Origin of the sequence: Ralstonia sp. RL (assembly GCF_001683835.1) — a bacterium.
Taxonomy (GTDB): domain Bacteria; phylum Pseudomonadota; class Gammaproteobacteria; order Burkholderiales; family Burkholderiaceae; genus Ralstonia; species Ralstonia mannitolilytica.
In genome coordinates this window covers 373,486-398,285 of the sequence record NZ_LWRX01000001.1, presented here as the reverse complement: position 1 = coordinate 398,285, position 24,800 = coordinate 373,486, and the positions used below count along the sequence as shown (strand labels likewise).

Genomic DNA, 24,800 nt, shown 5'->3' with positions numbered 1-24,800 from the left:
CCATCCGTTGCATCACACCTACCGAGGAAACCATGACTGCACGTCTTTCTCTCTTTGCGACGGCGGCTGCTGCAGCCGCCATGGCCTTCGCCACGTCGGCCTTCGCCAAGACCACGCTGACGGTGTACACCGCGCTGGAAGCCGACCAGGTGAAGGCGTATCAGGATGCCTTCGAGAAGGCCAATCCGGACATCGACATCAAGTGGGTGCGCGACTCCACCGGCGTCGTCACCGCCAAGCTGCTGGCCGAGAAGAACAACCCGCGCGCCGACGTGGTGTGGGGCCTGGCCGCATCGAGCCTGGCCATCCTCGACAAGGAAGGCATGCTGACGCCGTACGCGCCGGCCGACCTGGCCAAGATCGGTGCGACGTACCGCGACAAGGCCAACCCGCCGGCATGGGTGGGCATGGATGCCTGGGGCGCCGCCATCTGCTTCAACACCGTCGAAGCGCAGAAGCAGAACCTGCCAAAGCCGACGTCGTGGGCGGACCTCACCAAGCCGGTGTACGCCGGCAAGATCGTCATGCCGAACCCGGCATCGTCGGGCACGGGCTACCTGGACGTGAGCGCCTGGCTGCAGACGATGGGCGAGCAGAAGGGCTGGGCTTACATGGATGCGCTGCACCAGAACATCGGCCAGTACACGCACTCGGGTTCAAAGCCTTGCAAGATGGCGGCGTCGGGCGAATTCCCGATCGGCATTGCGTTTGAATACCGCGCGGTGAAGTCGAAGAAGGAAGGCGCGCCGATCGACATCGTGCTGCCCTCCGAAGGCCTGGGCTGGGATGTGGAAGCGACCGCCATCATGAAGGGCACCAAGAACCTGGAGGCCGCCAAGAAGCTGGCCGACTTCTCCGCCAGCCCCACTGCCATGGCGCTGTACGAGAAGAACTTTGCCGTGGTGGCAACCCCGGGCTTCTCCAAGCCCGATCCGCTCCTGCCGGCCGACTACGAGAAACGCCTGATCAAGAACGACTTCACGTGGGCCAGCGCCAACCGCGACCGCATCCTGGCCGAGTGGACCAAGCGCTACGACGGCAAGTCGGAGAAGAAGTAAGTGACCGACGCTCCCGTATCCCCAGGGAGCCTGGATGCCAGCACCGACGTCGCCATCGTCGGGGCTGGCATTCTGGGCTTGGCGCACGCAGCCGCCGCCGCCAAACGCGGCCTGCGCGTGACGGTATTCGAGCGCAGCGAAATCGCGCTCGGTGCATCGATCCGCAACTTCGGGCAGATGCTCGTGACGGGGCAGCCGCCCGGCATCATGCTCGACCTCGCGCGCGAAAGCCGCCGGCTGTATCTCGACTGGGCCGACAAGGCCGGCATCTTTGCGCGCGCGAACGGTGCCCTGCTGTTTGCCCGCAATGCCGCAGAAGAGGCCGTGCTGGACGAGTTCATGGCGACGCGCGCACAGGCCTTCGGCTACCGCGTCAAGCTGCTGCGCGGTGCAGACCTGGCGAATCTCTACGATGGCCGCTTCATGCGCCACCGTGCGGCGCTGCAGGGCTTCGACGATGTCCAGCTCTATTCGCGCGAAGCGATTCCGGCGCTGGCCTCGTGGCTTGCCGCGCAGGGCGTGCGTTTCCACTTCGGTACGCTCGTGCGCCACGTGGAAGGCGGCCGGCTGGAGACCACCGCCGGCGTGTGCAACGCCCAGCGAGTGGTCGTCTGTAGCGGTCACGATTACCAGACGCTGTGCGCCGATCAGCTTCGCGTACTGCAGCCGCAGGTTTGCCGCCTGCAGATGCTGCGTGTCACACCCGACGACGCCTTCCGGCTGGAGCACGCCGTGCTGACCGGCCTGTCATGCACGCACTACGGCGCGTTTGCGGACTTGCCGACTGCCCAGGCGCTGGCCATGCAGATCGAGCATGAGCGCCCCGAGCTGGCGCGCCACGGCATTCACCTGCTGGTGAGCCCCACGCCGTATGGCGACTGGATCGTGGGCGATTCGCACGACTACCGCCAGGACGCCGTCCCGTTCAACGCCGAATCGGTCGACAACCTCCTGCTGGACCTCGCCCGCGACACGTTCGGCAGCAAGCTGCGAGTGGTGGAGCGCTGGCAGGGCGTCTATGGCGCCAAATGCCGCGTGCCGGGCAGCGGCGCGTTCTCGATCACGCGCGTCGACGACCGTACGACCGTCGCGCTGATGCACAGCGGGATCGGCATGAGCGTGGGGCCTGCGCTCGCGCATCGCCATATCGATGCGCTCGTGAATGGCACGGCGCTGCCGCGCTGGACGCCGCCCGCGACGGAGCGGGTGGCCGCGGCTGCCTGAATCGGCGCGTGCGCGAATCCCGCCCGCAGGGCTGGCGCCGTGCGGGCGTTTTTCCGCTTACGCGGCGAACAGTTCGATGACCGGCCAGCCTCGCGATTCGGCCACGGCCCGCAAGGTCGCATCCGGGCTCACGGCCACCGGGTGCGACACCGCTTCGAGCAGCGGCAGGTCGTTGCGTGAATCGCTGTAGAACACGGTGCGCGAGAAATCCGCCATGCGCTGGCCGCGCTGCGCCAGCCATTCCGTGACGCGTGCGATCTTGCCCGCGCCAAAGCTGGGCGTACCCAGCAGGTTGCCCGTGAATTCGCCATCGGGCGTGCCACCCACGGTTTCGCCTTCCACTGCCAGCAGGTGCGGCACGTTGAAGGCGTCGGCGATCGGCTCCGTCAGGAAGCGGTGCGTGGCGGTGACGATGCAGCAGAGATCGCCGGCGCGCAGGTGTGCATCCACGAGCTCCCTGGCAGGCCGCCGGATGGCAGGCATGACGACCTCGCGCAGGAATATCGTGCGCCATGCATCGAGCAGCGTGCGCGGGTGGTGCGCCAGCAAGCCGAGCGAGAAGCGCGCGTGCCGCGCAAAGTCGAGCGTGCCTTCGCGGTAATCACGCATCCACCGCTCGTTGGCCTGTTCGAAGACGTGGCGATCGACAGCGCCCTGGGCAACGAGGAAGCGGCCCCATTCGTATTCGCTGTCAATGGGCAGCAGCGTGTGGTCCAGGTCGAACAGGGCGAGCGATTGCATACAACAGGGGCGGCGGTTGGAAAACCGCGAGCTTAAGGTCCTAGCGCGTCGCGGCCGTGTCCATCGCCACAACTTTGGCGATGAGCGCATCGGTCTTTTTCCGGGGGGCGTGTGCGTGCAGCGGGGTCAGGCAATCGAGGAACGCGCGCACGAGCCGCGCATCCTTGCGCTCCTTCAGGAAGTACAGGTACTCATGGATGACGGGCGCGTGCGCGGCAAAGGGCAGCACGCGCACGTCGGGCCGGCGTGGCGCCTCGCGCGCGGGAACGATGCTGCATCCGAGGCCGAGGCTGATCGCCTCGTAGATCGCCTCGCGGCTGCCGATGATGCTCATGCCCGCCGGCTCGACACCGGCGGCCGCCAACGCCTCTTCGGTCACGCGGCGGGTGATCGAGCCCGGCTCGCGCATCAGCAGCTGGCAGCAGGCGATGTCGGCGAGCGCCACGTGGGAGCACCGCGCCAGCGGGTCGTCCGCCGGCACGGCCAGTACCATGGCGTCTTCGGCCAGCGTGATGCGGTGCAGCCGCTCGTCGTCCACGGCGTGCGACGAGACGGCCAGGTCGATGCGGACCTCCGAGAGCGCCTCGAGCATCTGCTGCGAGTTGCCGAACTCGATGGTGATCTCGATGGTCGGGTGACGGGTGCGGAAGGCCGCCACGCTTGGCAGGATGTAGTAGGGGCCGGTGGCGCCCACGCGCAGGTTGCCGGTGCGCAGGTCGCCGGCGTTGCGCAGGAGGAAGTCCACGTCGCCTTCCTGCTGGGCAAGCCGCTCGACGATGGGCATGAGGCTCACCCCGAGGTCTGACAGGTCGAGCCGGCTACCGCGGCGGTGGAACAGCTCGACGCCGTACATCTCTTCCAGCTGGCGGATGCGCCCGGTCACCGTCGGCTGCGACAGGCGCAATTGCTTGGCGGCCGCCGTGACGCTGCCCTGGCGGGCCACTTCAAAGAACGACATCAACAGATCGCCCAGCATGCTCGTGTTTCCGTTTCGTGTTTGGAAGCGCAGTCTAGGCAGCGTTTGTGACGCCACATGCGGTGAAACCTTACGGTGTGCCACGCGTGCCGGAGCGGAAGCCATGTTCCGAGACGGGCATCCGAAGGGAGGGCCGCTGGCGCCGCTCGTGCTACCTTGTCAGCCAACGCGTGCAACACAGGAGACACCATGCCGGTGCTGAAGGTCGACGTCGTCACGGCAGAAGAGCGGCTGTACGAAGGCCGCGCCAAGTTCGTGGTCATTCCCGGTACCGAAGGGGAACTGGGCATCCTCCCTGGCCACGAACGCCTGCTCACGCGCATGCGCCCCGGCACCGTGCGCGTGACGCTGGAAAACGATGAAGAGGTGATCCTGTTCGTGGCCGGCGGCTTTGCCGACGTGCAGCCCGAACAGGTGATCGTGCTGGCCGATACCGCCGTGCGCGCGCACGACCTCGACGAAGCCAAGGCCCAGCAGGCGCGCAGAGCGGCTCAAGAGCACATGCAGAACAGCCACAGCAAGTTCGACTACGCCCGCGCCCAGGCCGAACTGGCGGAGGCCGTGGCCCAGTTGGCCGCCATCGAACGTTTGCGCAAACGTCGCTGAGCCGTCCACCACAATCGCATCACGCTGTCGCCCCACCCACTGTGGGGTAAAGAACCGCGCCGGGCCTCCGTTTTAAAGCAGAACACCCGAAACCCGCCGAACGCCCGAGCAGACACGCTCGGTTCTGCTGATGCCGCCGCATGTAGTGATTGCCCGTGCCCTTGCACGGTATTGCCGGACCCGCCTGGCCGTGACGCCGTTCGCGCCCGGCTGGCGCAGGGGCCACGCGCAAATGTTTGCGGTGCTGTGTACGTTGCTTTGCTCAACCAGCCACGCGGAAACCGATCTGACGGAGCTGCCTATCGAGCAGCTGATGCAGGTACAGGTCGTGACCGGTGCTTCCAAATACGCGCAGGCGTCCGACGATGCGCCGGCCAATGTCTCCGTCATCACCGCAGACGACATCAAGGCGCACGGCTGGCGCACCCTGGCCGACATCCTGCGCAGCCTGCCGGGGCTTTACACCAATTACGACCGCAACTACACGACGCTTGGCGCGCGGGGCTTTCTGCGGGCGGGCGATTACGACACGCGCTTCCTGCTGCTGATCGACGGCTTCCGCGCGAACGACCCCATCTTCGACCAGGCCGCCGTCGGCACCGATGCGCAGCTCAACGTCGACCTTATCGAGCGCGTGGAATACGTGCCCGGGGCGGGGTCCGCGGTGTATGGCTCGAATGCGCTGTTTGGCGTCATCAACGTCATCACCAAGCGCGGGCGCGACATCGGCGGCGTGCAGGTCAGCGGCTTCACGGGCAGCCCCAATGCGCCCAATGGACGCGAAGGCCGCGTGACCTGGGGCCAGCGCGCGGACAACGGCGCTGAATGGCTGCTCTCTGCCAGCATGAACGACGCGCCGGGCCGCGACCTGTACTTCGGCGAGTTCAACCAGCCCGGCGTGAGCGACGGCGTGGCACGCGGCATGGATTTCGACCGTGCCAGGCGGCTGTTCGCCAAGGGCGGCTTTGGCGAGTTCGGCCTGAGCTTCGGTTACGCCGATCGCACGAAGGGCGTGCCCACCGCGCCTTACGATCAGAGCTTCAACGACCCGCGCTCGCGCACCGTCGACACGCGATACATGGTCAACGGCACCTGGCAGCACGCGCTGGACGAGCTGACCGATGTATCGGCGCGGCTGTACTGGGGCCGCTATGTGTCGGAGGGTGACTACGCATACAACCCGCCGCCGGCCGGCATCAACCGCGACGCGTTCGACACCGCGTGGTACGGCACCGAGCTGAAGCTGGTGACCCGGCGCATCGAGCGGCATACGGTGGTCGTGGGCGCCGAGCTGCAGCGCGACTATCGCGACGCCATGCGCAATTTCGACACGGTGCCGTATGTCAGCTACCTTGACGACCACCGCAGCAACCACCGCATGGGTTTGTACCTGCAGGACCAGTTCGCGTTCCACCCGGACTGGCTGCTGGATTCGGGCCTGCGCTACGACCACACCAGCTTTGCGCCGGGCATGCTGAGCCCGCGCGTGGGCCTGATCTGGCACGCCACGCCGTCGACCACCGTCAAGGCGATCTACGGCATGGCCTACCGCGCGCCCAACGACTATGAGCTGCACTACCAGACGAGCGCGCCCGGTGGAGAGCAGTTGAACTCGCGCCTTTCGGCCGAGCGCATCCGCACGTATGAGGCTGTGCTTGAACAGCGCGTGGCGGCAGGCGGCAAGGCGACCGTGTCGGTGTTTCAGAACAACGTGTCGGACCTGATCAGCCAGAGCGTAGACCCCAACACCGGCCTGCTGTTTTTCAGCAACGTGGCCCGCGTGCGGACGCGCGGCGTGGAACTCGGCTACGAGCAGCGCTGGCCGGGCGGCACGCGCCTGCGCACGAGCTACAGCTTCCAGCATTCGGAGGACATCGATACCGGCCAGACGCTGTCGAACTCGCCGCGCCACATGTTCAAGCTCAATGCCACCGTGCCAGTGTGGCGCGAAGGCTGGCGTGCGGGCGTGGAGGCGCAGTACATCAGCAGCCGGCTCACGACGTCGGACGCGCCGCTGGGCCGCGTGGGCGGCTACTGGATCGCCAACCTGACCGTGGCGGCGGCGCGGCTGCTGCCCAACCTCGAGATGTCGGCCAGCATCTACAACGTGTTCGGCCGGCGCTATGCCGATCCGGCCGGGCCGGAGCTGGAGCAGCCGTCCATCCGGCAGGACGGCCGCAGCCTGGGCGTGAAGTTCACGTACACCTTCCGATGACCGTCCGGCACGACCTCGCACGAAGCGCCCGATGGCCGAGCGCGCGCAAGCTCTGTACGGCGCTGGGGATCGTGCTGGCCGGCGCGGCGGGCATGCACACCGCCTGCGCGCAGAAGCAGGCCAGCGAGACGCAGGTCAAGGCGGCGTTCGTCTACAACTTTGCGCTGTTCACCACCTGGCCGCCCGACGCCATGCCGCCCGACGGGCCCATGGTGGTCTGTGTGAAACCCGATCACCCGCTGCAGGCGGCGCTGGAAAAACTGACAGGAAAACCCGTGCGAGGACACCGCCTGGAAATCCGCAGACTCAACGACAGTACGGCCACCGGCTGCCATGTGCTCGTCATCGACGCGCGGGCGGCCAACGGTGTCCGGGTCGATCCGGCTGCCGCCGTGCTCGTCATCTCCGACCAGCCCCGGACCCCACGCGGCAGCGGCCCGGACCCGGTGATCTCGCTGGCGCTGGACGGGGATCGCGTGGTCTTCGACATCGATGCGGCGGCTGCGCGCCAGGCTCGTCTGGAGCTCAGTTCGCAGTTGCTGCGGCTGGCAAGGAGCGTGCAATGAGCGAAGCGTTGACGACATCGCGCCCGCGCCTTGGGCATTCCGTGGTGCGCGCCAACATGGCCGGCGCGGGCGCGGCCCTGACCATCGCGGGTTTCCTGCTGATCGTGTTCCAGTTCATCGCGCTGCACGCCGCCCTGGTGCGCGATGTGCATGTGCAGGCGCGCATCATCGGCGCCAACAGCGTGGCGGCGCTGCTGTTCAATGACCGGCGCGCGGCCGAAGAGACGCTCGCCGCGCTGGAGGCTTCGCCGTCGCTGCGTGCGGCTGGCATCTTCAGCGCGCTGCGCAAGCCGCTCGCGCTGTACCAGCACGGCAATGCCGCACCGGTGGCCGCGCCCGATGCCGCCATGCTGCGCGAGTCCGATGTGTCGACGCTGACGACGCTTCAGGTGGTCGAGCCGGTGGAATCCGAGCGGCGCGTGATCGGCTACGTGGTCATCCGCTCCAGCCTCGCAGAGCTTTACATGCAGTTGCTCGGCTACGCCGTGCTCACGGTATCGGTGGGCATCGGCGCGATGGGGCTCGCGTACCTCGTCATCGCCCGCATGCGCCGTGCCGTGCTGCAGGCCGAGGCACACCTCGACTACCTCGCCCACATCGATTCGGTGACGGAGCTGCCGAACCGGCACGCGTTCAACGAACGCCTGCACGTGTCGCTCAAGCGCGCGGGGCAGGTGGGCGCCGTGGGGCTGCTTCTGCTCGACCTCGACAACTTCAAGGTGGTGAACGACACACTCGGCCACAACAACGGCGACCGTCTGCTGCGCCAGGTTGCTCGCCGGCTGAACGACGTGATCGAGCAAGCCAACCTGCGCGCCGTGCTGTGCCGCATCGGCGGGGACGAGTTTGCCGTCATCGCCGAACTCTCGGGGCGCGCGCAGATCACGCAAGCCGATGCGGCCGCGCTGGCCGATGGGCTGGCCAAGCGCGTGCTGGCGGCCCTCGCGGCGCCGTTTGCGCTCGATCTGCACCAGATCTACGTGACGGCCAGCGTGGGCGTGAGCCTGTATCCGCATGACGCGCGCGACGTGCAGGTGCTCACGCGCAATGCCGACACGGCGATGTACCACGCCAAGAACCACGGCAAGAACGCCGCCGCCAGCTTCACGTCGGAGATGGACCAGCAGGCCCGCCGCCGCCTTCGTGTGGAGGCCGACCTGCGCCGCGCACTGGACCGCGACGAGCTGCTGCTGGCCTATCAACCTCAACTGCGCCTGCGCACCGACGGCGCGCACGACGCTGCGATCGCCGCATCGAACGTCCACGGTGTGGAGGCGCTGGTGCGCTGGCGCCATCCGGAGATCGGCGTGATCGGCCCCGGCGAGTTCATCGCCGTGGCCGAGGAAACGGGCCTGATCGTGCCGCTCGGGATGTGGGTGCTGCGCACCGCGTGCGCGCAAGTGGCCCGCTGGATGCGCGAAGACGGCGTCACGCTGCGTGTATCGGTCAACCTGTCGGCGCGGCAGACGCGCGATCCGAGCCTGGTGCAAAGCGTGATGGACGTGCTGCGCGACACCGGCCTGCCGCCGCATCTGCTCGAACTCGAGATCACCGAAAGCGTGCTGATGGAAGATATCGAGACCAACATCACGCTGCTCGAATCGCTGCACGCGGCCGGTATCAGCCTGTCGATCGACGACTTCGGCACAGGGTATTCATCGTTGGCGTATCTGCAGCGCTTCCCGATCCAGAAGCTGAAGATCGACCGCAGCTTCGTCCAGCGCATGCCGGGCGACGGCGAAGCGATTGCCAGCGCCGTCATCGCCATGGCGCACAGCCTGAACATGCAGGTGGTGGCCGAAGGCGTGGAAGGCGCCGACCAGCTCGCACTGCTGCGCCGGGCCGGATGCGATCTGGGGCAGGGCTATCTGTTTTCGCGGCCGCTGGACGCGCCATCGCTGATAGCGTGGGTCAGGCGGCTCGGCAATGAGGCGCAGGACAGCAGCCGTGCCGAGCCGCAAGACGGCGGGGTGCCGCTTGGGGCCTTGCCGTCTTCCCTGGCCGGATAGGGCTCACGCTGCGGCGCGGCGCGCCGCTCGCGTTGCGCCGGCCGTCAGGACCACCACCGCCGCCAGGATGATGGCCGTTGCGCCGAGCGTTTGCGGCGCGACCTGCTCATCGGCCAGCCATGCGCCCATCAGCAGGGCGATGGGCGGGTTCACGTACACATAGCTCGTCGCCATGACGGTGGACACGCGCTCGACCAGCGCCATGTAGGCCGTGAAGGCAACCGCCGAGCCGAACACCACGAGATAACCCCACGCCAGCGCGGACTGCATGCCGACATGCCGTGGCCAGCTCTCGCCCGTCAGGAGGCTCAGCAGCACCAGCGCCACGCCGCCAAAGGCCATCTCGAGTACGAAGGCCGTCATGCCCTTGGGCATGTCGATGCGCTTGGAGAGTTGCGAGCCGAACGACCACGAAGCAATGGCGGCCGTGAGCGCCAGCACGCCGACGGTGCTGGCCTGGAACTCCGCCCCGCGAAACAGCACCGCAATGCCGATGGTGCCCAGCGCGATGGCGCCGATCTCATACGCACGCAGGCGGCCGCCCGCGAGCAGCGTCCACAGCGTCGAGAACAGCGGCATCGACGCAATCATGACCGTTGTGGCCCCTGACGAGATCGTCTGCTCGGCCACGGCCGTCATGCCCATGCCGCCCACCAGCATGAACGCGCCGATCAGCGCGCAGTTGCGCACTTGCCGCCCGCTCGGCCGCTCGTGCTGGCGCAGGATGACGACAGGTGCAAGCAGCAGCGCCGCAGCCAGAAACCGCGAACCCATCATCAGGAAGGGCGGAAGATCGGTCAGCGCAAAGCGGATGGCGAGATAGGTCGTGCCCCACACCACGTACGTGATGAGCAGGCACAGAGCGATAAACGGCGACATGGCGGGACCTCGGCGAGGAAGCCCCGATGCTACTCAAGGCACGCTTATGCGCAAAACGAGTTTTGTTATCGCTCGTTGTGAGCGGGGTTAGCAAGCACGTGAGCGCGCGCGGCGCTCGTGCCCGGTCAGATCACACGGAAGCCATGCGTTCCATCCCGTGCGAGCTGCCCCACCAGGCCGAACTCCCAGTCGAGATACGCCTGCATGGCCGCGCGCGGCGCGCTCGTGCCTTCGTACGGGCGGCGGTAGCGGTCGATGCGCTCGGAGGCGAGGCGCGTTTCGCCGGTTTCGACGGGCAGGCCGGCGGCAACCCACGCAGCGGTGCCTCCATCGAGCACCCAGACCTCGGCCTGGGTGAGCCCCGCCAGGTCGGCAGCGGCAAAGCGCGCGAGCTGGCTCGAGCCGCAGGTCAGGACGTACCGCCGCGCGGGCGGAATGCGCTGCAGCGCGGCGGCCAGATCCGAACGCACGGCAAACCAGGCGCCCGGGATGTGCCGCGCCACGTAATTGGCGCTGCGGGTGACGTCGATGACGGCGGTATCGCCGGCCTCCAGCCAGCCCGCCAGCGCGTGCGCATCGACGGTACGCACGGCCGGTGACGCCGGCACGGCGGGCTGCCATGCGCCAGTGACGTTGCGTTGGCTGGCGTCGACCGGATCCACCACATAGACTTCCCAGCCCATCTGCGCGAGCCACGAGGCGGTCATGTCGGCGCGCACGCCGTCGTCGTCTGCCAGCACGATGCGCGCGCCGCGCACGGCGGCGGTGTGGTCGGTTTCCTGCACGAGCTGGCCGCCCGGCGCGCTGGCGAAGCCGGGCAGGTGGCCGGCGGCGTACTCCTCGGGCGTGCGCACGTCGAGCTTGTACAGCGTCCGGTCGGGCACCTCAAGCGCGGCAACGTCGGCCAGTGCGATGCGCGGCACGTTCGCGCGTTCGGCCACGGCGCGTGCATCGGCCTGCGCCTGCGCGCGTGTTGCCTCGGACACGGTCTGCGGATGCCGGCGGCTGGCGCCGTGATCCAGCACCTGATCGGCCAGCAACCAGCCGATGGTGCCGTTGCGCAGCGCCGCCACCGGGTTCGGAATGCCGGCGTTCACCAGCGATTGCGTGCCGATGATGCTGCGCGTACGGCCGGCGCAGTTGACGATGATCTGCGTGTTCGGGTCCGGCGCCAGCTCACGGATGCGCAGCACGAGTTCGGCCCCCGGCACGCTCGTCGCGGTGGGAATGCTCATGGTCTGGAACTCGTCATAGCGGCGCGCATCGACGATGACCACATCGCGCTTGTCGTCGATCAGCGCCTTGACTTCCTGTGCGCTGAAGGACGGCGTGTGCCGCTGGGCCTCCACGTATTCGCCGAAGGCCTTGCTTGGCACGTTCACGTCCTGGAAGACCTCGCCGCCGGCGGCACGCCAGCCGTCGAGCCCGCCTTCGAGCAGGTAGACGCGCGTGTAGCCGAGTTCGGCCAGCCTCGCGGCGGCGCGCGTGGCGAGGTCGACGCCGTCGTGCTCGCCGTACAGCACGATCAGCGTATCGCGGCGCGGAATGCGCGACCACGCCTCCAGCTCCAGGCGCGAGAGCGGCAGGTTCACCGCCCATAGCGGGTGCCCCTGCGCGTAGGGGTCTTCTTCACGCACGTCGAGCAGCGCGATCTCCTTGCGGGCGAGCAGGGCGGCGCGCACCTCGGCGTAGGTCAGCGTGGGCACGTGGGTCTCCGCGAGCGGGGCGGCCACGGGGGATTCAGTCGTGTCGATGACGATGCTCATGATGCAGACGTGTCCTTGGAACGATCCCAGAGATTGGGCAGGTGAGTGTTCGAATAGCCCGAGACGAACGGCTTGCGCTCGCCCTCTTCGGTATAGACCGAGCGGTGGATGCCGCCGATGTTGCCGCCGTACACATGGATGCTGATCGACGTGCGGTCGTCAAACGCGTTGTGCACGCGGTGGATGTCGCCAACGCGCGGCGAGACGCGTTCAACGTCGCCGGGCTCCAGCCGGACGGCGGCGCCATGCGGCTGCGGTACGCCGCGCGCGTCGAGCGTGAACGGCTGCGAGTATTCAGCGCCGCGCAGCATGCCGATCAGGCCCCATGTGGTGTGGTCGTGAATCGGCGTGCGCTGGCCGGGGCCCCACACAAAGCTGACGATGGAAAAGCGCTCGCCCGAGTCGGCATGCAGCAGGTATTGCTGGAAGTGCTCGGGGTGCGGTTGCGCGTATTCGGCGGGCAGCCAGTCGTCGCGGGCGACAAGCGCGCCGAGCAGGCTCCCCGCGCGCGACAGGATCTCGGCCTCGGTCGGCTGCTGCTCGAGCAGGCGCGACAGCGCGATCACGAAATCACGCAGCGGCGCGATGGACTGCGCTGGCGGCGGCACAGCGGCAAGGGCGGGTGGGCTCATGATCCGGTTCTGGCGATGGAAGCGGAACGATCTTGCTGGAGTTGGCGCGCGCCGTCCAGTGAAACCCCAAGCGCGGCGCGGCCGGCGGCCACCAGGATCGAATCATTCTGCGGCGTGTGGATGCGGCTGCACAGCACGTCGCGGTAGTGGCGCTCCAGCGGATTGTGGCGCGACAGGCCGTGGTTGCCGGAAAGCTGCAGGGCGAGCTCCACCGCGCGAATGGCATGGGTGGTGACGGTGTACTTGAGCAACCCGCTGTCTGTGATGGACAGCGGTGCCCCGGCATCTGCGGCCTCTGCGGCGTGGTCGAGCAGCACGCGGTTCGTGCGCAGCGCGGCGGCGATGTCGCCCGCGGTTTCCTGGACGCGCGGCAACGTTGCCAGTGGCGCGCCCAGGTTGGCCGGCGCGCGCGTGTTCAGGAACTGTGCGAGCCAATCCCACGCAGACTGCGCGACCGCGTCGTACAGGCTGCCAAGCAGCACCGTCATCCATGCCTGCTGGTCGAGCTGCGCACCGGTGTCCGTGGTGTAGGCCTGTTGGGCGCCGTGCGCCGTCCACTGCGCGGGCGGGCGGATGTCCACGGCGTGGTCGAGGGGGATCTCCACGTCTTCCAGTACGACGTCGTGGCTGCCCGAGGCGCGCAGGCCAAGGTGGTTCCACGTCTGTTCGATGCGGATGCCGGGCGTGTCGGCCGAAGGGCGCGGCACGAGAAAGAAGCCGACGCGCGGCTCTGGTTCGTCGGTGCGCCCCCACACGGCCAGCCAGCGCAGCGCAGGGCTGCCGGTGCTGTAGAGCTTGCGGCCACGGATGCGCCAACGGTTGCCCACCCGCGTGGCCACCGTGGCCGGCAAGCCGCCGCGCGCCGGCGAGCCGAGATCGGGCTCCACCCGCAGCGAGTTGATGAGTGCGCCTTCGTTCAATGCGGTGGCAAACACCTGCTGCCGCACGTGCTCGGGCCAGCGCGAATCCGTGCGGCTGATGGCGCGGTGCTGCAGGTACGTCATGGTCAGCACGAGGGCGGTGGCCGCATCGGCGCGGGCGATGCTGGAGACGATCTGCCGCGCGGTCTTCAGGTCGGCACCGCCGCCACCATGCGATTGCGGAATGACCTGCGCAATGAGACCCGACGCGTGCAGTGCTGCAAAATTCTCGTGCGCAAACGTGCCGTGCAGATCGTGTTCGGCCGCGGAAGCAGCAAGCTGCGGCGTGACTCCGGCCAGCACTTCGGCAAGCCGCTCGGGCGGTGTGGGCAGGCGATGCAAGGGGACGGACGACATGGCAACACAGCGAAGTAAGCAAGTGACATGGCGCACAGCGTATCGGCGTTGCCCGATGCGGCGAACGACCGATGCCGAATATGCAGCGTTGAAATTATTCGTTCTGGCAGCGCAGGCGGTGGCGTAACTTCGTTCGCATTCACGGCAGGGCGCGGCATGCCCGCCGGCCTTCTAACGATATGCGGAAACGGAGCCACCATGAGCGTCGATTTCATCGGCATGATCCAGACCCAGAAGCAGTCGGAAATCCATCCGCCCGATCCCAACGGGCCGGTGGTCGACCGCGACTATGTGCGGGCCTTTGCCCAGGCCCACGAGCAGGCCGGCTTTGATCGCATCCTGGTGCCGCATCATTCGACCGGGCCTTCCGCCACGCTCACGATCTCGTATGCGGCCGCGCTGACGGAGCGCATCCACTTCATGCTCGCGCACCGGCCGGGCTTCACCAACCCGACGCTGGCCGCGCGACAGATCGCCACGCTCGATCAGTTCACCGGCGGACGCCTGGGCGTGCACTTCATCTCGGGCGGCTCCGACAGCGAGCAGCGCCGCGATGGCGATTACCTCGACCACGACCAACGCTACGCACGCACGGACGAATACCTCGGCATCCTGCGGCGCATCTGGACGGAAGCCAAACCGTTCGACCATGAAGGCCAGTTCTATCGCTTCGAGCAGGGCTTCTCGGAGGTCAAGCCTGCCCAGAAGCCTCATGTGCCGATCTACTTCGGCGGGGCATCGGATGTGGCGATCGAAGTGGCCGGCAAGCACGCCGATGTCTATGCGCTGTGGGGCGAGTCGCTCGACCAGGTGCGTGAGCTGACCACGCGTGTGCGTGCGGAGGCCGCGCGGCATGGGCGCAGCATTCGCTTCTCGGTATCGTTTCGCCCGATCCTGGCAGAGACGGAAGACGCTGCGTGGAAGCGTGCGGAGGGCATCCTCGAACGCACGCGCGCGCTGCGCGTGCAGCAGGGCTACAGCCGTGGCGGCCCGCAGCAGAGCGAGGGCGCCCGGCGCCTGCTCGCTGCAGCAGACAAGGGCGAGCGCGTCGACAAGCGCTTGTGGACGGCCATCGCCAAGGAAACCGGCGGGCGCTCCAACTCCACCGCGCTGGTCGGCACGCCGGAGCAGGTGGCCGACGCGCTGCTCGATTACTACGACCTGGGCGTCACGACGTTCCTCATCCGTGGCTTCGATCCGCTGGAAGACGTGGTGGACTACGGCCGCACGCTGATCCCGCGCGTGCGCGAGCTGGTTGCGCAGCGCGATGCGCAACGCAAGGCGGCGTAATCATGAGCGCCGTTCTGTGCATCGACCGGCCGGCGCCGGGCGCCCTCAAGCTGAACGCCGTTCCGCAGCAGAAGTTCTGGTTTGATCCGCCCGCCACACGGCCGACGCTGGAGGCGGAGCGGCGCCACCGGCAGGAACGGCTGGCCGGCGCCTTCCGCATCTTTGCGCGGCATGGCTTCGATCTTGGCCTGGCCGGCCACATCACCGCGCGCGATCCGGAGTTGACGGACCACTTCTGGGTCAACCCGCTCGGCGTGCATTTCTCGCGCATCAAGGTCTCGGACCTGTTGCTCGTCAATGCGCGCGGAGAGACGGTTATCGGCAGCCGCCCGCTCAACAAGGCGGCGTTTGCGATCCACGCGGCGATCCACGAAGCGCATCCGCACATCGTGGCCGCGGCGCATACGCACTCGACGTACGGCAAGGCGTGGTCTGCACTGGGCCGGCTGCTCGATCCGCTCACGCAGGACGCGTGCTCCTTCTACGAAGACCACGCGCTCTTTGACGACTTCACCGGCATGGTGGTCGACACGAGCGAAGGGGACCGCATCGCCCACGCGCTGCGCAAGCCGGACGGCGGCACGCACAAGGGCGTCATCCTGAAGAACCACGGCATCCTCACCGCCGGGCCGACGGTGGAAGCCGCAGCGTGGTGGTACATCGCGCTGGACAACGCTGCGCATACGCAGTTGCTGGCCGAAGCGGCCGGCAGGACGCACGCGCCGCAGCCCATCGATGCCGCCACGGCGCGCCGCACGCACAGCCAGGTGGGCGGACAGGAGGGCGCACTGCACGCCTTCGAGAGCCTCTACGCCGGCCTCGTCGCCGCCGAGCCGGACCTGCTCGATTGAACCTGCACAGAAGACACCAAACGCATCATCACGGGGAGCATTCATGAGCCAAGACACAGCGGATCTGTCTCGCCGCAAGGTATTGCATGCGGCGGCGGCCACGGCGCTGGCGGGGCCGGCATTGATCCTGGGCCGCAAGGCCTACTCGCAGCCGCGCAAGCTGACGTTTGCGTGGAACCAGAATTCGTTCTGCCTGACGCCGATCGTGGTGGCCCAGGAGCGGGGCTTCTTCGAGAAGAACGGCCTGCAGGTCGACCTGATCAACTACAGCGGCTCGACCGACCAGCTGCTCGAATCCATTGCCACCGGCAAGGCCGATGCTGCCGTGGGCATGATCCACCGCTGGCTCAAGCCGCTGGAGGCCGGTTTTGACGTGAAGATCATCGGCAGTTCGCACGGCGGATGCGTGCGTCTGGTCGGGGCCAAGGCGGCGGGCGTGACGAGCCTGCAGGCGCTCAAGGGCAAGACTGTAGGCGTGAGCGACCTGGCCGCGCCGGGCAAGCATTTCTTCACCATCCTCCTGGCCAAGAACGGCATCGACCCCGACCGCGACATCACGTGGCGCCAATACCCGGCCGACCTGCTGGGCGTGGCCGTCGACAAGGGTGAGATCCAGGCCATTGCCGACGGCGACCCGAACCTCTACCTGCTCGAGAAGCGGACCCATGGCGCCTATGTGGAGCTGGCAACCAACCTTTCCGGCGAATACGCCCGCAAGGTCTGCTGCGTGATCGGCGCGCGCGGCGAGCTCGTGCGCAACGACCGGCCGACGGCCTCCGCACTGGCCCGCGCCATCGTGCAGGCCACCGACTTCGTCAACGAAAACCCGAACGAGGCGGCCAAGGTGTTTGCCAAGTACTCGCCCAAGGTGGCGCTGGACGACCTGCGCAAGCTCTACGCCACGCTCACCTACACGCATCACCCCACGGGCGTCGACCTGCGCGACGAGATCGCCTTCTATGCGGAAGACTTCCGCCGCATTGGCGTCATCAAGAAGACGACCGACCCGCAGCGCCTGGCGCAGCACGTGTACGTCAACGTGCTGGCCTGAGCCGGCCCTGCGCACATGAGGAGCACATCGACATGAGCACGATCCCCCAAACCTTGGAGGCACCGGGCGCGCTGGCCCATCCGCTGGCGGGCGCCGCAGCCGGCGGCCGTGTCTGGCGCACGGGCGTGGCGGCGGCCATCGCGTGGGCGGCATTCGGGCTGGTGACGTGGCGCTGGCCAAACCACGTGGTGGGCTTCAGCGATTGGGCGTTCACGACCGAGCTTGGCATGACGGCGCTGGCGGCCGGCATTGCGCTGCTCGTGCTTGCGGTGGCCGGGGCGTATGTCGTGCCGCTGCGCGCCGTGCAGGAGGCAGTGCAGCCGGCGGGTCCATGGCTGGTTGCGGTGGCCGCTGTGCTGGCATTGTGGGAGGCGTTGACGGCCAAGTCGGGCGTGTTGCCCACGCCGTTCTTCGCGCCGCCCCAGGCGCTGATCGAGGTCTATACCGAAGACTGGCCGCGCCTGGGCAGCAGCGTGGTCAACACGCTCAAGCTGCTGGGCATCGGCTACTTCCTCGGCGCACTCACGGGCTTCCTGGTGGGCGTGTCGATCGGATGGTCGCGTGCCGTGGGCTACTGGGTGCATCCGGTCTTGCGCGTTCTGGGGCCGCTGCCGGCCACGGCGCTGCTGCCGATCACGTTCTACTTCTTTCCGTCGAGCTATTCGGCGGCGGCGTTCCTCATTGCGCTGGCGTCGGGCTTTCCCGTGGCGGTGCTGACGTGGTCGGGCGTGGCGGGCGTGGGCAAGCGGTATTACGACGTCGCGCGCACGCTGGGGGCATCCAACGCCTTCCTGGTGCTGCGCGTGGCGATTCCGGCGGCGCTGCCGCAGGTGTTCGTGGGCCTGTTCATGGGCCTGGGTGCGTCGTTCACCGTGCTGGTGACCGCCGAGATGATGGGCGTGAAATCGGGCCTGGGCTGGTACCTGACGTGGGCACAGGGCTGGGCCTCGTACGTGAACATGTATGCCGCACTGATCGTCATGGCGCTGCTCTTCTCGAGCATCATCACGCTGCTGTTCAAGGTGCGGGACCGCGCCCTGGTCTGGCAGCAGGGGACGCTGAAATGGTAGCCGTGCTCGAACGCGAGGCGACGATCGAGGCGCCGGTGCCATCGTCGAAGAACGGGGCGCGGATCGACGTGCAGGACGTGAGCCACTGGTTCGGCAGCCAGGCCAATCCGTTGCAGGTGCTCGACAACGTGAGCCTGACCGTGCAGCCCGGCGAGTTCGTCGCGCTGCTCGGGCCGAGCGGTTGCGGCAAGTCGACGCTGCTGCGGCTGATTGCCGGGCTGGAGCCGCCCACGCGCGGCCGCATCCTGCAGGACGATGTGCCGATCACCGCGCCGGACCCATCGCGCATCGTCGTCTTCCAGGATCCGACGCTGTACCCGTGGCGGCGCGTGTGGGACAACGTGGCCCTCGGGTTGCAGGCGCGCGGCGTGCTCAAGGCCGAGCGCGACCGCGTGGACGATGCGCTCGAGCGCGTTGGCCTCGGCGGCTTCCACCGCGCGTTTCCGCACGAGCTGTCGGGCGGCATGGCGCAGCGTGTGGCGCTGGCCCGTGCGCTCGTCAACGATCCGCAGCTGCTGGTGTTGGATGAGCCGCTGGGCAAGCTGGACTCGCTCACGCGGCTGGCCATGCAGAGCGAGCTCGTGTCGCTCTGGCAGCGTGCGCGGTTTTCGACGGTGCTGGTCACGCACGATGTGGAAGAGGCGCTGTTCCTGGCGCAGCGCGTCGTCATCTTCAGCCCGCGCCCGGCGCGCATCGCGGCGGAGCTGACGGTCGACCTGCCGTATCCGCGCCACCGTGGCGATCCGAGGCTCGGCGCATTGCGGCATGAGGCGCTCCGCCATCTCGGGCTGGCCGAGAGCTGGTAGATGACCGAAGCATCATGAGCGGCCCGCCGCCAACGGTGTGGCTCAACGCGCTGCTCGTCTTCCTGCAATGGGCGCAGCACAGTGTGCTCACCGTCTGGCGCGCGTTGGGGCTGACAGGCGACGTGCATGGCCAGCCCGCGTGGCCCTGGGCCGTCCGCATTGCCGGCGAGACGTTGCTGATCGACCTCGGGCAGGCACGGCAACTCGGGCTCACGCTGATCGTTGTGGTACTTGCCTTGTTGGCTGTGTGCACGGCCTTGCTCGTGCGTCGCTGGCGCGCGGTGTCGTTTGGTGTGGCGGCGGGCTTGCTCGTGGTGGCGCCCTGGCCCTCGGCGGTGGTGTTTTCGGCCGCCGTGCCGACGAGCTTCCATGTGAGCCCGACCGCGTTCTCGCTGGCGTCGATCACGCAAGGCGCACACGTCTACCACGCCGCATGCGCAAGCTGCCACGGCACAGACGGCCGCGGCGAAGGGCCGCTGGCCGCCACGCTCACACGCTGGCCGCCCACGGTCGTGGGCCCGCTCCTCGGTCGCCGTGCCGATGGCGAGCTGTTCTGGCATATCGCGCACGGCATGCACGATGCGCACGGCAACGCCACCATGCCGGCCTTTGCCAATCGACTGAGCGACGCAGACCTCTGGGCCGCGCTCGACTACATGAACGTGCTGGCTGCCAGCGGCGGCGTGCGTGCCGGCGGATGGCCGGTGCCGGTGGCGATTCCCGCGCTGCCCGTACGTTGCGGCGACGCGCCGCCCACGCCGCTGGCTGCATGGCGCAACGGCCAGCGCGTGCGCGTGGTGGCCGTCGACACGGCGGACCGGATTCCCCTGGAAGACCCGCGCTTCCAGACGCTCCTCGTCACGCCAGACGGCAAGCTTCCCGCGCCGGTGCGTCCGTTCCAGGTGCGCTGCGTGGCGGCGAGCCCCGAGGCGTGGCCGGTCTTCGCCGCCATTGCCGGCACCGCGCCGCAGGCGTTTGCCGGCACGCAACTGCTGGCCGATCGCGACGGCTGGCTGCGTGCGCGCGGGCAGCCTGGCACGGCGTGGTCCGATGCGGATTTCCTGTGCACCTCCACCCACCGTGAAACCGTCGGATCGCCCACCGGCGGCCTCGACGCCCTGATCGCCCGCATGGATGCCGAGCCCGTGCGCTACGTGAAGGGCGGCTTCATTCATTGATTGACCCACACATCAGACCGACAGGCCATCGACATGTTCACTTCCCGACGACGTTTGCTCCAATCCGGCCTGGCGCTGGCCGCTGCGCCTGCGCTGTCCTTCGCGCAATCGCTGCAGTCACGCCCCGTCCTCAAGGCCGGCGACCAGAAAGGCGGCCTGCGTGCGCTGCTTGAGGCCGCAGATGCGCTCAAGGGCGTGCCGTACGAGATCCAGTGGACGGAGTTTCCGGCTGCGGCACCGCTGGCCGAAGCGCTCAATGCCGGGGCCGTGGACCTGGGGCCGATCGGCGATGCACCGGCCATCTTTGCGCTGGCCGCCGGCACGCGCATCAAGCTGATCGGCGCCAACCGGTCGGACCCATACGGCACCGCCGTGCTCGTGCGGCCCGATTCCGCGCTGAAGACGGCGGCTGATCTGAAGGGCAAATCGATCGGCACCAATCGCGGGTCGATCGGGCATTTCGTGGCGCTCAAGGCGCTGGAATCTGCCGGGCTGGGGCCGGACGACGCCAACTTCCGCTTTCTGCCGCCCGCCGATGCCAAGCTGGCGCTCGTCAACGGTTCGATCGATGCGTGGTCGACCTGGGAGCCCTACACGGCGATGGCCGAGACCGCCCGCCACGCGCGCGTGCTGGTGAGCGGGCGAGGGCTGTGGTCGGGCCTGAGCTACCTGGCCGCCACCGACGCGGCGCTGGCTGCCAAGCGCGAGGTGCTGCGCGATTTCCTGCAGCGTGCGGTACGTGCGCAGGCGTGGTCGTACCAGCATGTCGACAGCTTCTCGGCCACGCTGGCGCGCATCATCGGTATTGCCCCGGAGGCCGCACGGCTGCAGTTTGCGCGGCGTCAGACGGTGTGGCGCCCCATCGATGCATCGATCATTGCCGAGCAGCAGCGCACGGCCGATTTCTACGTCAAGGTCGGGCTGCTCAAACAGCGGCTGGACGTGGCGTCCACGTTTGACGCGGGGTTTCCGCTGACGGCCTAGCGTGCGCTGCCCGAGTGCGATTCTGCGCTCGGTCGCGACCCGCCATGCGGCCCGGTGGAGCCTGGGGCCTCTGCCACCGCCTTGGGCAGTTCGGTGGTCGATGTCACGGCATCGGGAGCCTGGTTGCCGCTCTTGCCGAAGCGGGCCGCCAGGCGGTCCTGTACCTCGGTCAGCTTGGCCTGTTCCTGGGCTTTCTGGGCGCGTTCGGTCTCGGCCTGCTGCGCTGCGGCCGCCTGCTCGACAGGGGACGGCGGCGGCAGCTTGCCCTGCGCGGGGTGAGACAGCACGGCTGCAAGCCCGGCCGTCAGGGCGAGCGCCCACAAGGTTGGGCGTCGAAGAGAAAGGGATGCGTCAATCATGGCGTCTCCACACGAGTGGGAATCGCCATCGGGTGCAGCAAGCGCAGTGCCGCGTGAGCTCAGCGCCGCTCAGACAGCGCCGCGTGCAGCACGCCCTTGAGCAGGTTGAACACCGGGTTGTCGTTGTCCTTGCGATAGGCCATCCACAGTTCGACGGGCTTGGCGGGCGTGGTGCGGACGGGGCGATAGACCACGCCTTCGAAATGCAGCATCGAGGCGGCGGCGGGGATGAGCGCCACGCCAATGCCCGCACGCACCAGCGCCAGCATCGAATGGATCTGGCTGACGTACTCGACGATGTCGGGCAGCACCTCCGCGCGTTCGAACAGGCCGCTCACCATCTGGTGGAAATAGCGCGCCTCGTACGGTGAATACATCAGCAGCGGCTGGCCCTCGCAATCGCGCAGGCTGGGGCGCTGCGGCCATCGGTCGGCCACGGCTTCCGGCAGTGCAATGACCAGCGCTTCCTGCGAGCACGGCGTCGCAACCAGCTCGCCATGCTCCACCGGCGGGCGCAGCAGGCCCACGTCGATTTCCCGCGCATCGAGCGCGGCCAGCTGCGCGCCGCTCACCATTTCCTTCAGCGTCAATCGCACGCCGGGCGAAGCGGCCCGCACCGCGCTGACCAGCGACGGCAGCTTTCCATACCCCACCGATGCCGTGAAACCGATCGCCAGTGCGCCTGCGGCCCCCGTGGCCACGCGCCGTGCCGTGGCTGCCGCTTCGTCTGCCAGGCGCAGGATGCGCGACGCATCCGGCAGAAAGCTGCGCCCGGCCGCCGTCAGCTTGACCGAGCGGCTGTTGCGCTCGAGCAGCTCGGTGCCGACCTGGTGTTCGAGCAGGCGCACCTGGCGTGAGAGCGGCGGCTGCGTCATGTGCAGGCGCTCCGCCGCGCGCCCGAAGTGCAGTTCTTCGGCCACGGCGACGAAGCAGCGGAGTTGGCTCAGTTCAAACATCGATTCAAAACGGGTATGGATTGAGTCAGACCTTATCTTGAAGCGGAAAGATTGGCGGTGCAAGAATCGGCTCGCCCTTGGAACAGGAGGGCTGACGACAACTCTGGAGACAAGCATGTCCATGGAAAGCACGGAAGTCGGTCGCCGCACGTTTCTCAAACGCATGGCGGGCGCGGGCCTGGCGGCGGCCAGCGGCCTGGCGGCTGCGCAGAAGATCGAAGGCTTCAAGCCGAACGCGCGCTACCCCGATGTGGCGGTCGAGGTGCTGGATCCGAGCTTCCTCAAGTACCGGCTCTACAGCAGCTCGGTCGAGCAGCTCGCCACGGGCATGCGCTGGGCCGAAGGGCCGGTGTACTTTCCGGCCGGCCGCTACCTGCTGGTGAGCGACATCCCGAACAACAGGATCATGAAGTACGACGAGACGAACGGCGCGTTCAGCGTGTTCCGCGAGCCGTCGAACTACGCCAACGGCAATACGCGCGACCGGCAGGGGCGGCTCGTCACTTGCGAGCACTCCGTCACGCGCCGCGTCACCCGCACCGAGCACGACGGCCGCATCACCGTGCTGGCGGACCAGTACCAGGGCAAGCGCCTGAACGCGCCGAACGACGTGGTGGTCAAGTCCGATGACAGCGTGTGGTTCACCGACCCGACGTTCGGCATCAACGGCAACTGGGAGGGCTTCAAGGCCCAGCCCGAACAGGCCACCACCAACGTCTATCGCATCGACCCGAACGGCAGCATTCGCGCGGTCATCACGGACCTCGTCAACCCGAACGGCCTCGCGTTCTCTCCGGACGAGAAGAAGCTGTACGTCGTGGAGTGGAAGGGCACGCCGTCGCGCAGCATCTGGAGCTACGACATCGCGCCCGACGGCACGGCCAGCAACAAGACCAAGCTCATCGATGCCAACGGCCCCGGCGCGCTGGACGGCTTTCGTGTCGACAAGGACGGCAACCTGTGGTGCGGCTGGGGCTCCGATGGGCGCGTGGGCGTGAACTCGGCCGATCACGACGGCGTGAAGGTCTTCAACGCGCACGGCAAGCCGATCGGCTTCATCCACCTGCCCGAGCGCTGCCCCAACCTGACCTTCGGCGGCCCCAAGAACAACCGCCTGTACATGGCCAGTTCCCACTCGCTGTACGCGCTGTATGTGGAGGCCGAAGGCGCGGTGTGATGCCGTGCCGACGGCTGCGCGGCCGTGTCGCCACGTGCGGCCGCAGCATTGAATCTTCCGGTTAGGGAAGACCCTGTATCAATACAAATTCTGTATCAATCGAATCAGCAGTTGTTTTGGACTTGAATCAATCGCGATGCAAGAATTTGCTTCACCAACCACACTGCATTCAGTCGAGCGAGACATGTCCCGATATACCCCCAAAGAGTTCGCCCAACAGATCGGCTCCGGCCTGCTGTCCTTCCCGGTCACGCATTTCAAGCCGTCCGACCTGTCGTTCGATGAGGCGGCGTACCGCGCCAACCTGAGCTGGCTGTTCAGCCACCCGGCAGCGGGCCTGTTTGCCGCGGGCGGCACCGGCGAATTCTTCTCGCTCACCGCCGCGGAAACCGACCGTGTCGTGCGCGCGGCCGTGGCCGAAACCGCCGGCAAGCTCCCGGTGATTGCGCCGGCTGGCCGCGGCACGGCCGAATCGATCGCTTACTGCAAGGCCGCAGAAGCGGCCGGCGCCGACGGCATCCTGCTGCTGCCGCCGTACCTGACCGAAGCGTCCGCCGACGGCGTGGCCGCGCACGTGGAGCAGGTCTGCAAATCGACCAAGCTGGGCGTGATCGTCTACAACCGCGCCAACCAGGTCCTCGACGAGAACCACCTCGAGCGCCTGGCCGACCGCTGCCCGAACCTCGTCGGCTTCAAGGACGGCGTGGGCGACCTGGAACTGATGACGCGCATCTACGCCCGCCTGGGTGACCGCTTCACCTACGTCGGCGGCCTGCCGACCGCGGAGACGTTCGCGCTGCCGTACCTGACGATGGGCGTGACGACGTATTCGTCGGCCATCTTCAACTTCGTGCCGAAGTTCGCGCTAGAGTTCTACGCCGCCGTGCGCGCATTCGACAATGCCAAGGTCTACCAGATGCTCAACGCGTTCGTGCTGCCGTACATCCAGCTGCGCAATCGCAAGCGCGGCTATGCGGTGTCGATCGTCAAGGCCGGTATGAAGGTCATCGGCCGTGATGCAGGTCCGGTCCGTGCTCCGTTGACCGACTTGACCGACGCCGAGATGGCAGAACTGTCAGCGTTGGTGTCGCGTATTGCCGAAGTCGAGAAGCTTGCGGCCTGAGCGCAA

Annotated in this window: 23 protein-coding genes; 15 read left to right on the top strand and 8 right to left on the bottom strand. The window is 67.7% G+C overall.

Annotated elements, in window-relative coordinates; all coding sequences use genetic code 11:
• Nucleotides 1-32 precede the first annotated feature (32 nt).
• Both A6M56_RS01690 and A6M56_RS01685 read left to right on the top strand, forming a co-directional pair.
• Nucleotides 33-1,058, top strand: coding sequence for a putative 2-aminoethylphosphonate ABC transporter substrate-binding protein (locus A6M56_RS01690; protein ID WP_045218298.1), 1,026 nt, complete (start codon nt 33-35; stop codon nt 1,056-1,058).
• On the top strand, nt 1,059-2,282 hold the full coding sequence (locus A6M56_RS01685; RefSeq protein WP_102079345.1) for a TIGR03364 family FAD-dependent oxidoreductase: 1,224 nt from the start codon (nt 1,059-1,061) through the stop codon (nt 2,280-2,282). It abuts the gene before it with no gap.
• A gap of 57 nt (nt 2,283-2,339) precedes the next feature.
• On the opposite strand, the gene A6M56_RS01680 is transcribed toward A6M56_RS01685, so the two are convergent.
• Nucleotides 2,340-3,023 (bottom strand): HAD family hydrolase, encoded by a 684-nt coding sequence (locus A6M56_RS01680; protein ID WP_102079346.1) that lies wholly within the window; start codon nt 3,021-3,023, stop codon nt 2,340-2,342.
• Between the two features lie 40 nt (nt 3,024-3,063).
• A complete protein-coding gene (locus tag A6M56_RS01675) occupies nt 3,064-3,999 on the bottom strand; it encodes a LysR substrate-binding domain-containing protein (RefSeq protein WP_102079347.1) in 936 nt (311 codons plus the stop codon).
• A 189-nt stretch (nt 4,000-4,188) separates the two neighbouring features.
• Here A6M56_RS01675 and A6M56_RS01670 point away from each other — a divergent pair, with 189 nt between their 5' ends.
• The 4 genes from A6M56_RS01670 (at nt 4,189) to A6M56_RS01655 (ending at nt 9,395) form a co-directional block, all read left to right on the top strand.
• Nucleotides 4,189-4,605 (top strand): F0F1 ATP synthase subunit epsilon, encoded by a 417-nt coding sequence (locus A6M56_RS01670; RefSeq protein WP_045218290.1) that lies wholly within the window; start codon nt 4,189-4,191, stop codon nt 4,603-4,605.
• 232 nt (nt 4,606-4,837) lie between these two features.
• Nucleotides 4,838-6,820 carry a TonB-dependent receptor plug domain-containing protein gene (locus A6M56_RS01665; RefSeq protein WP_257983956.1) on the top strand — a complete coding sequence of 661 codons (1,983 nt, stop codon included), beginning with the start codon at nt 4,838-4,840 and terminating at the stop codon, nt 6,818-6,820.
• Nucleotides 6,817-7,386, top strand: coding sequence for a YfiR family protein (locus A6M56_RS01660; protein WP_045218286.1), 570 nt, complete (start codon nt 6,817-6,819; stop codon nt 7,384-7,386). The genes A6M56_RS01665 and A6M56_RS01660 overlap by 4 nt, the downstream gene beginning before the upstream one ends.
• Nucleotides 7,383-9,395, top strand: coding sequence for a putative bifunctional diguanylate cyclase/phosphodiesterase (locus A6M56_RS01655; RefSeq protein ID WP_045218285.1), 2,013 nt, complete (start codon nt 7,383-7,385; stop codon nt 9,393-9,395). Before A6M56_RS01660 ends, A6M56_RS01655 begins: the two co-directional genes overlap by 4 nt.
• A 3-nt stretch (nt 9,396-9,398) precedes the next feature.
• Here the strand turns inward: A6M56_RS01655 and A6M56_RS01650 are convergent, their stop codons facing one another.
• From A6M56_RS01650 to A6M56_RS01635, 4 genes are all read right to left on the bottom strand, one after another.
• Nucleotides 9,399-10,274, bottom strand: coding sequence for an EamA family transporter (locus tag A6M56_RS01650; RefSeq protein ID WP_062738215.1), 876 nt, complete (start codon nt 10,272-10,274; stop codon nt 9,399-9,401).
• A gap of 125 nt (nt 10,275-10,399) precedes the next feature.
• A complete protein-coding gene (locus A6M56_RS01645; protein WP_045218283.1) occupies nt 10,400-12,040 on the bottom strand; it encodes a rhodanese-related sulfurtransferase in 1,641 nt (546 codons plus the stop codon).
• Nucleotides 12,037-12,672, bottom strand: coding sequence for a cysteine dioxygenase family protein (locus A6M56_RS01640; RefSeq protein WP_045218282.1), 636 nt, complete (start codon nt 12,670-12,672; stop codon nt 12,037-12,039). The genes A6M56_RS01645 and A6M56_RS01640 overlap by 4 nt, the downstream gene beginning before the upstream one ends.
• Nucleotides 12,669-13,949 carry an acyl-CoA dehydrogenase family protein gene (locus A6M56_RS01635; protein ID WP_102079349.1) on the bottom strand — a complete coding sequence of 427 codons (1,281 nt, stop codon included), beginning with the start codon at nt 13,947-13,949 and terminating at the stop codon, nt 12,669-12,671. Before A6M56_RS01635 ends, A6M56_RS01640 begins: the two co-directional genes overlap by 4 nt.
• Before the next feature lie 198 nt (nt 13,950-14,147).
• Here A6M56_RS01635 and A6M56_RS01630 point away from each other — a divergent pair, with 198 nt between their 5' ends.
• The 7 genes from A6M56_RS01630 to A6M56_RS01600 are packed head-to-tail and all read left to right on the top strand — an operon-like array spanning nt 14,148 to nt 21,179.
• The gene (locus A6M56_RS01630) at nt 14,148-15,239 is read left to right on the top strand and encodes an LLM class flavin-dependent oxidoreductase (protein WP_045218278.1); all 1,092 of its coding nucleotides are present in this window, start codon (nt 14,148-14,150) and stop codon (nt 15,237-15,239) included.
• A 2-nt stretch (nt 15,240-15,241) separates the two neighbouring features.
• Nucleotides 15,242-16,090: a class II aldolase/adducin family protein gene (locus tag A6M56_RS01625; protein ID WP_045218276.1), complete on the top strand. Its 849-nt coding sequence runs from the start codon at nt 15,242-15,244 to the stop codon at nt 16,088-16,090.
• Between the two features lie 43 nt (nt 16,091-16,133).
• Complete coding sequence (locus A6M56_RS01620) at nt 16,134-17,141, top strand: ABC transporter substrate-binding protein (RefSeq protein WP_045218275.1); 1,008 nt, start codon at nt 16,134-16,136, stop codon at nt 17,139-17,141.
• Nucleotides 17,142-17,173: 32 nt separating this feature from the next.
• On the top strand, nt 17,174-18,211 hold the full coding sequence (locus tag A6M56_RS01615; RefSeq protein ID WP_045218274.1) for an ABC transporter permease: 1,038 nt from the start codon (nt 17,174-17,176) through the stop codon (nt 18,209-18,211).
• Nucleotides 18,205-19,017 (top strand): ABC transporter ATP-binding protein, encoded by an 813-nt coding sequence (locus tag A6M56_RS01610; RefSeq protein WP_045218268.1) that lies wholly within the window; start codon nt 18,205-18,207, stop codon nt 19,015-19,017. The genes A6M56_RS01615 and A6M56_RS01610 overlap by 7 nt, the downstream gene beginning before the upstream one ends.
• Nucleotides 19,018-19,031: 14 nt before the next feature.
• Nucleotides 19,032-20,195: a c-type cytochrome gene (locus tag A6M56_RS01605; RefSeq protein WP_045218262.1), complete on the top strand. Its 1,164-nt coding sequence runs from the start codon at nt 19,032-19,034 to the stop codon at nt 20,193-20,195.
• Between the two features lie 33 nt (nt 20,196-20,228).
• A complete protein-coding gene (locus A6M56_RS01600) occupies nt 20,229-21,179 on the top strand; it encodes an ABC transporter substrate-binding protein (protein WP_102079350.1) in 951 nt (316 codons plus the stop codon).
• Here the strand turns inward: A6M56_RS01600 and A6M56_RS01595 are convergent.
• Entirely contained in the window at nt 21,176-21,538 is a 363-nt protein-coding gene (locus A6M56_RS01595; RefSeq protein WP_045218258.1) for a hypothetical protein, read from the bottom strand. The genes A6M56_RS01600 and A6M56_RS01595 overlap by 4 nt on opposite strands.
• 59 nt (nt 21,539-21,597) lie before the next feature.
• Entirely contained in the window at nt 21,598-22,494 is an 897-nt protein-coding gene (locus A6M56_RS01590; RefSeq protein WP_045218256.1) for a LysR family transcriptional regulator, read from the bottom strand.
• Between the two features lie 115 nt (nt 22,495-22,609).
• On the opposite strand from A6M56_RS01590, the gene A6M56_RS01585 reads away from it, so the two are divergent.
• Both A6M56_RS01585 and kdgD read left to right on the top strand, forming a co-directional pair.
• Nucleotides 22,610-23,671, top strand: a complete 1,062-nt coding sequence (locus tag A6M56_RS01585; protein WP_082062876.1) for an SMP-30/gluconolactonase/LRE family protein — start codon at nt 22,610-22,612, stop codon at nt 23,669-23,671.
• A 184-nt stretch (nt 23,672-23,855) separates the two neighbouring features.
• Nucleotides 23,856-24,794, top strand: a complete 939-nt coding sequence (kdgD, locus tag A6M56_RS01580; RefSeq protein WP_062738222.1) for a 5-dehydro-4-deoxyglucarate dehydratase — start codon at nt 23,856-23,858, stop codon at nt 24,792-24,794.
• The last annotated feature ends 6 nt before the right edge of the window (nt 24,795-24,800 follow it).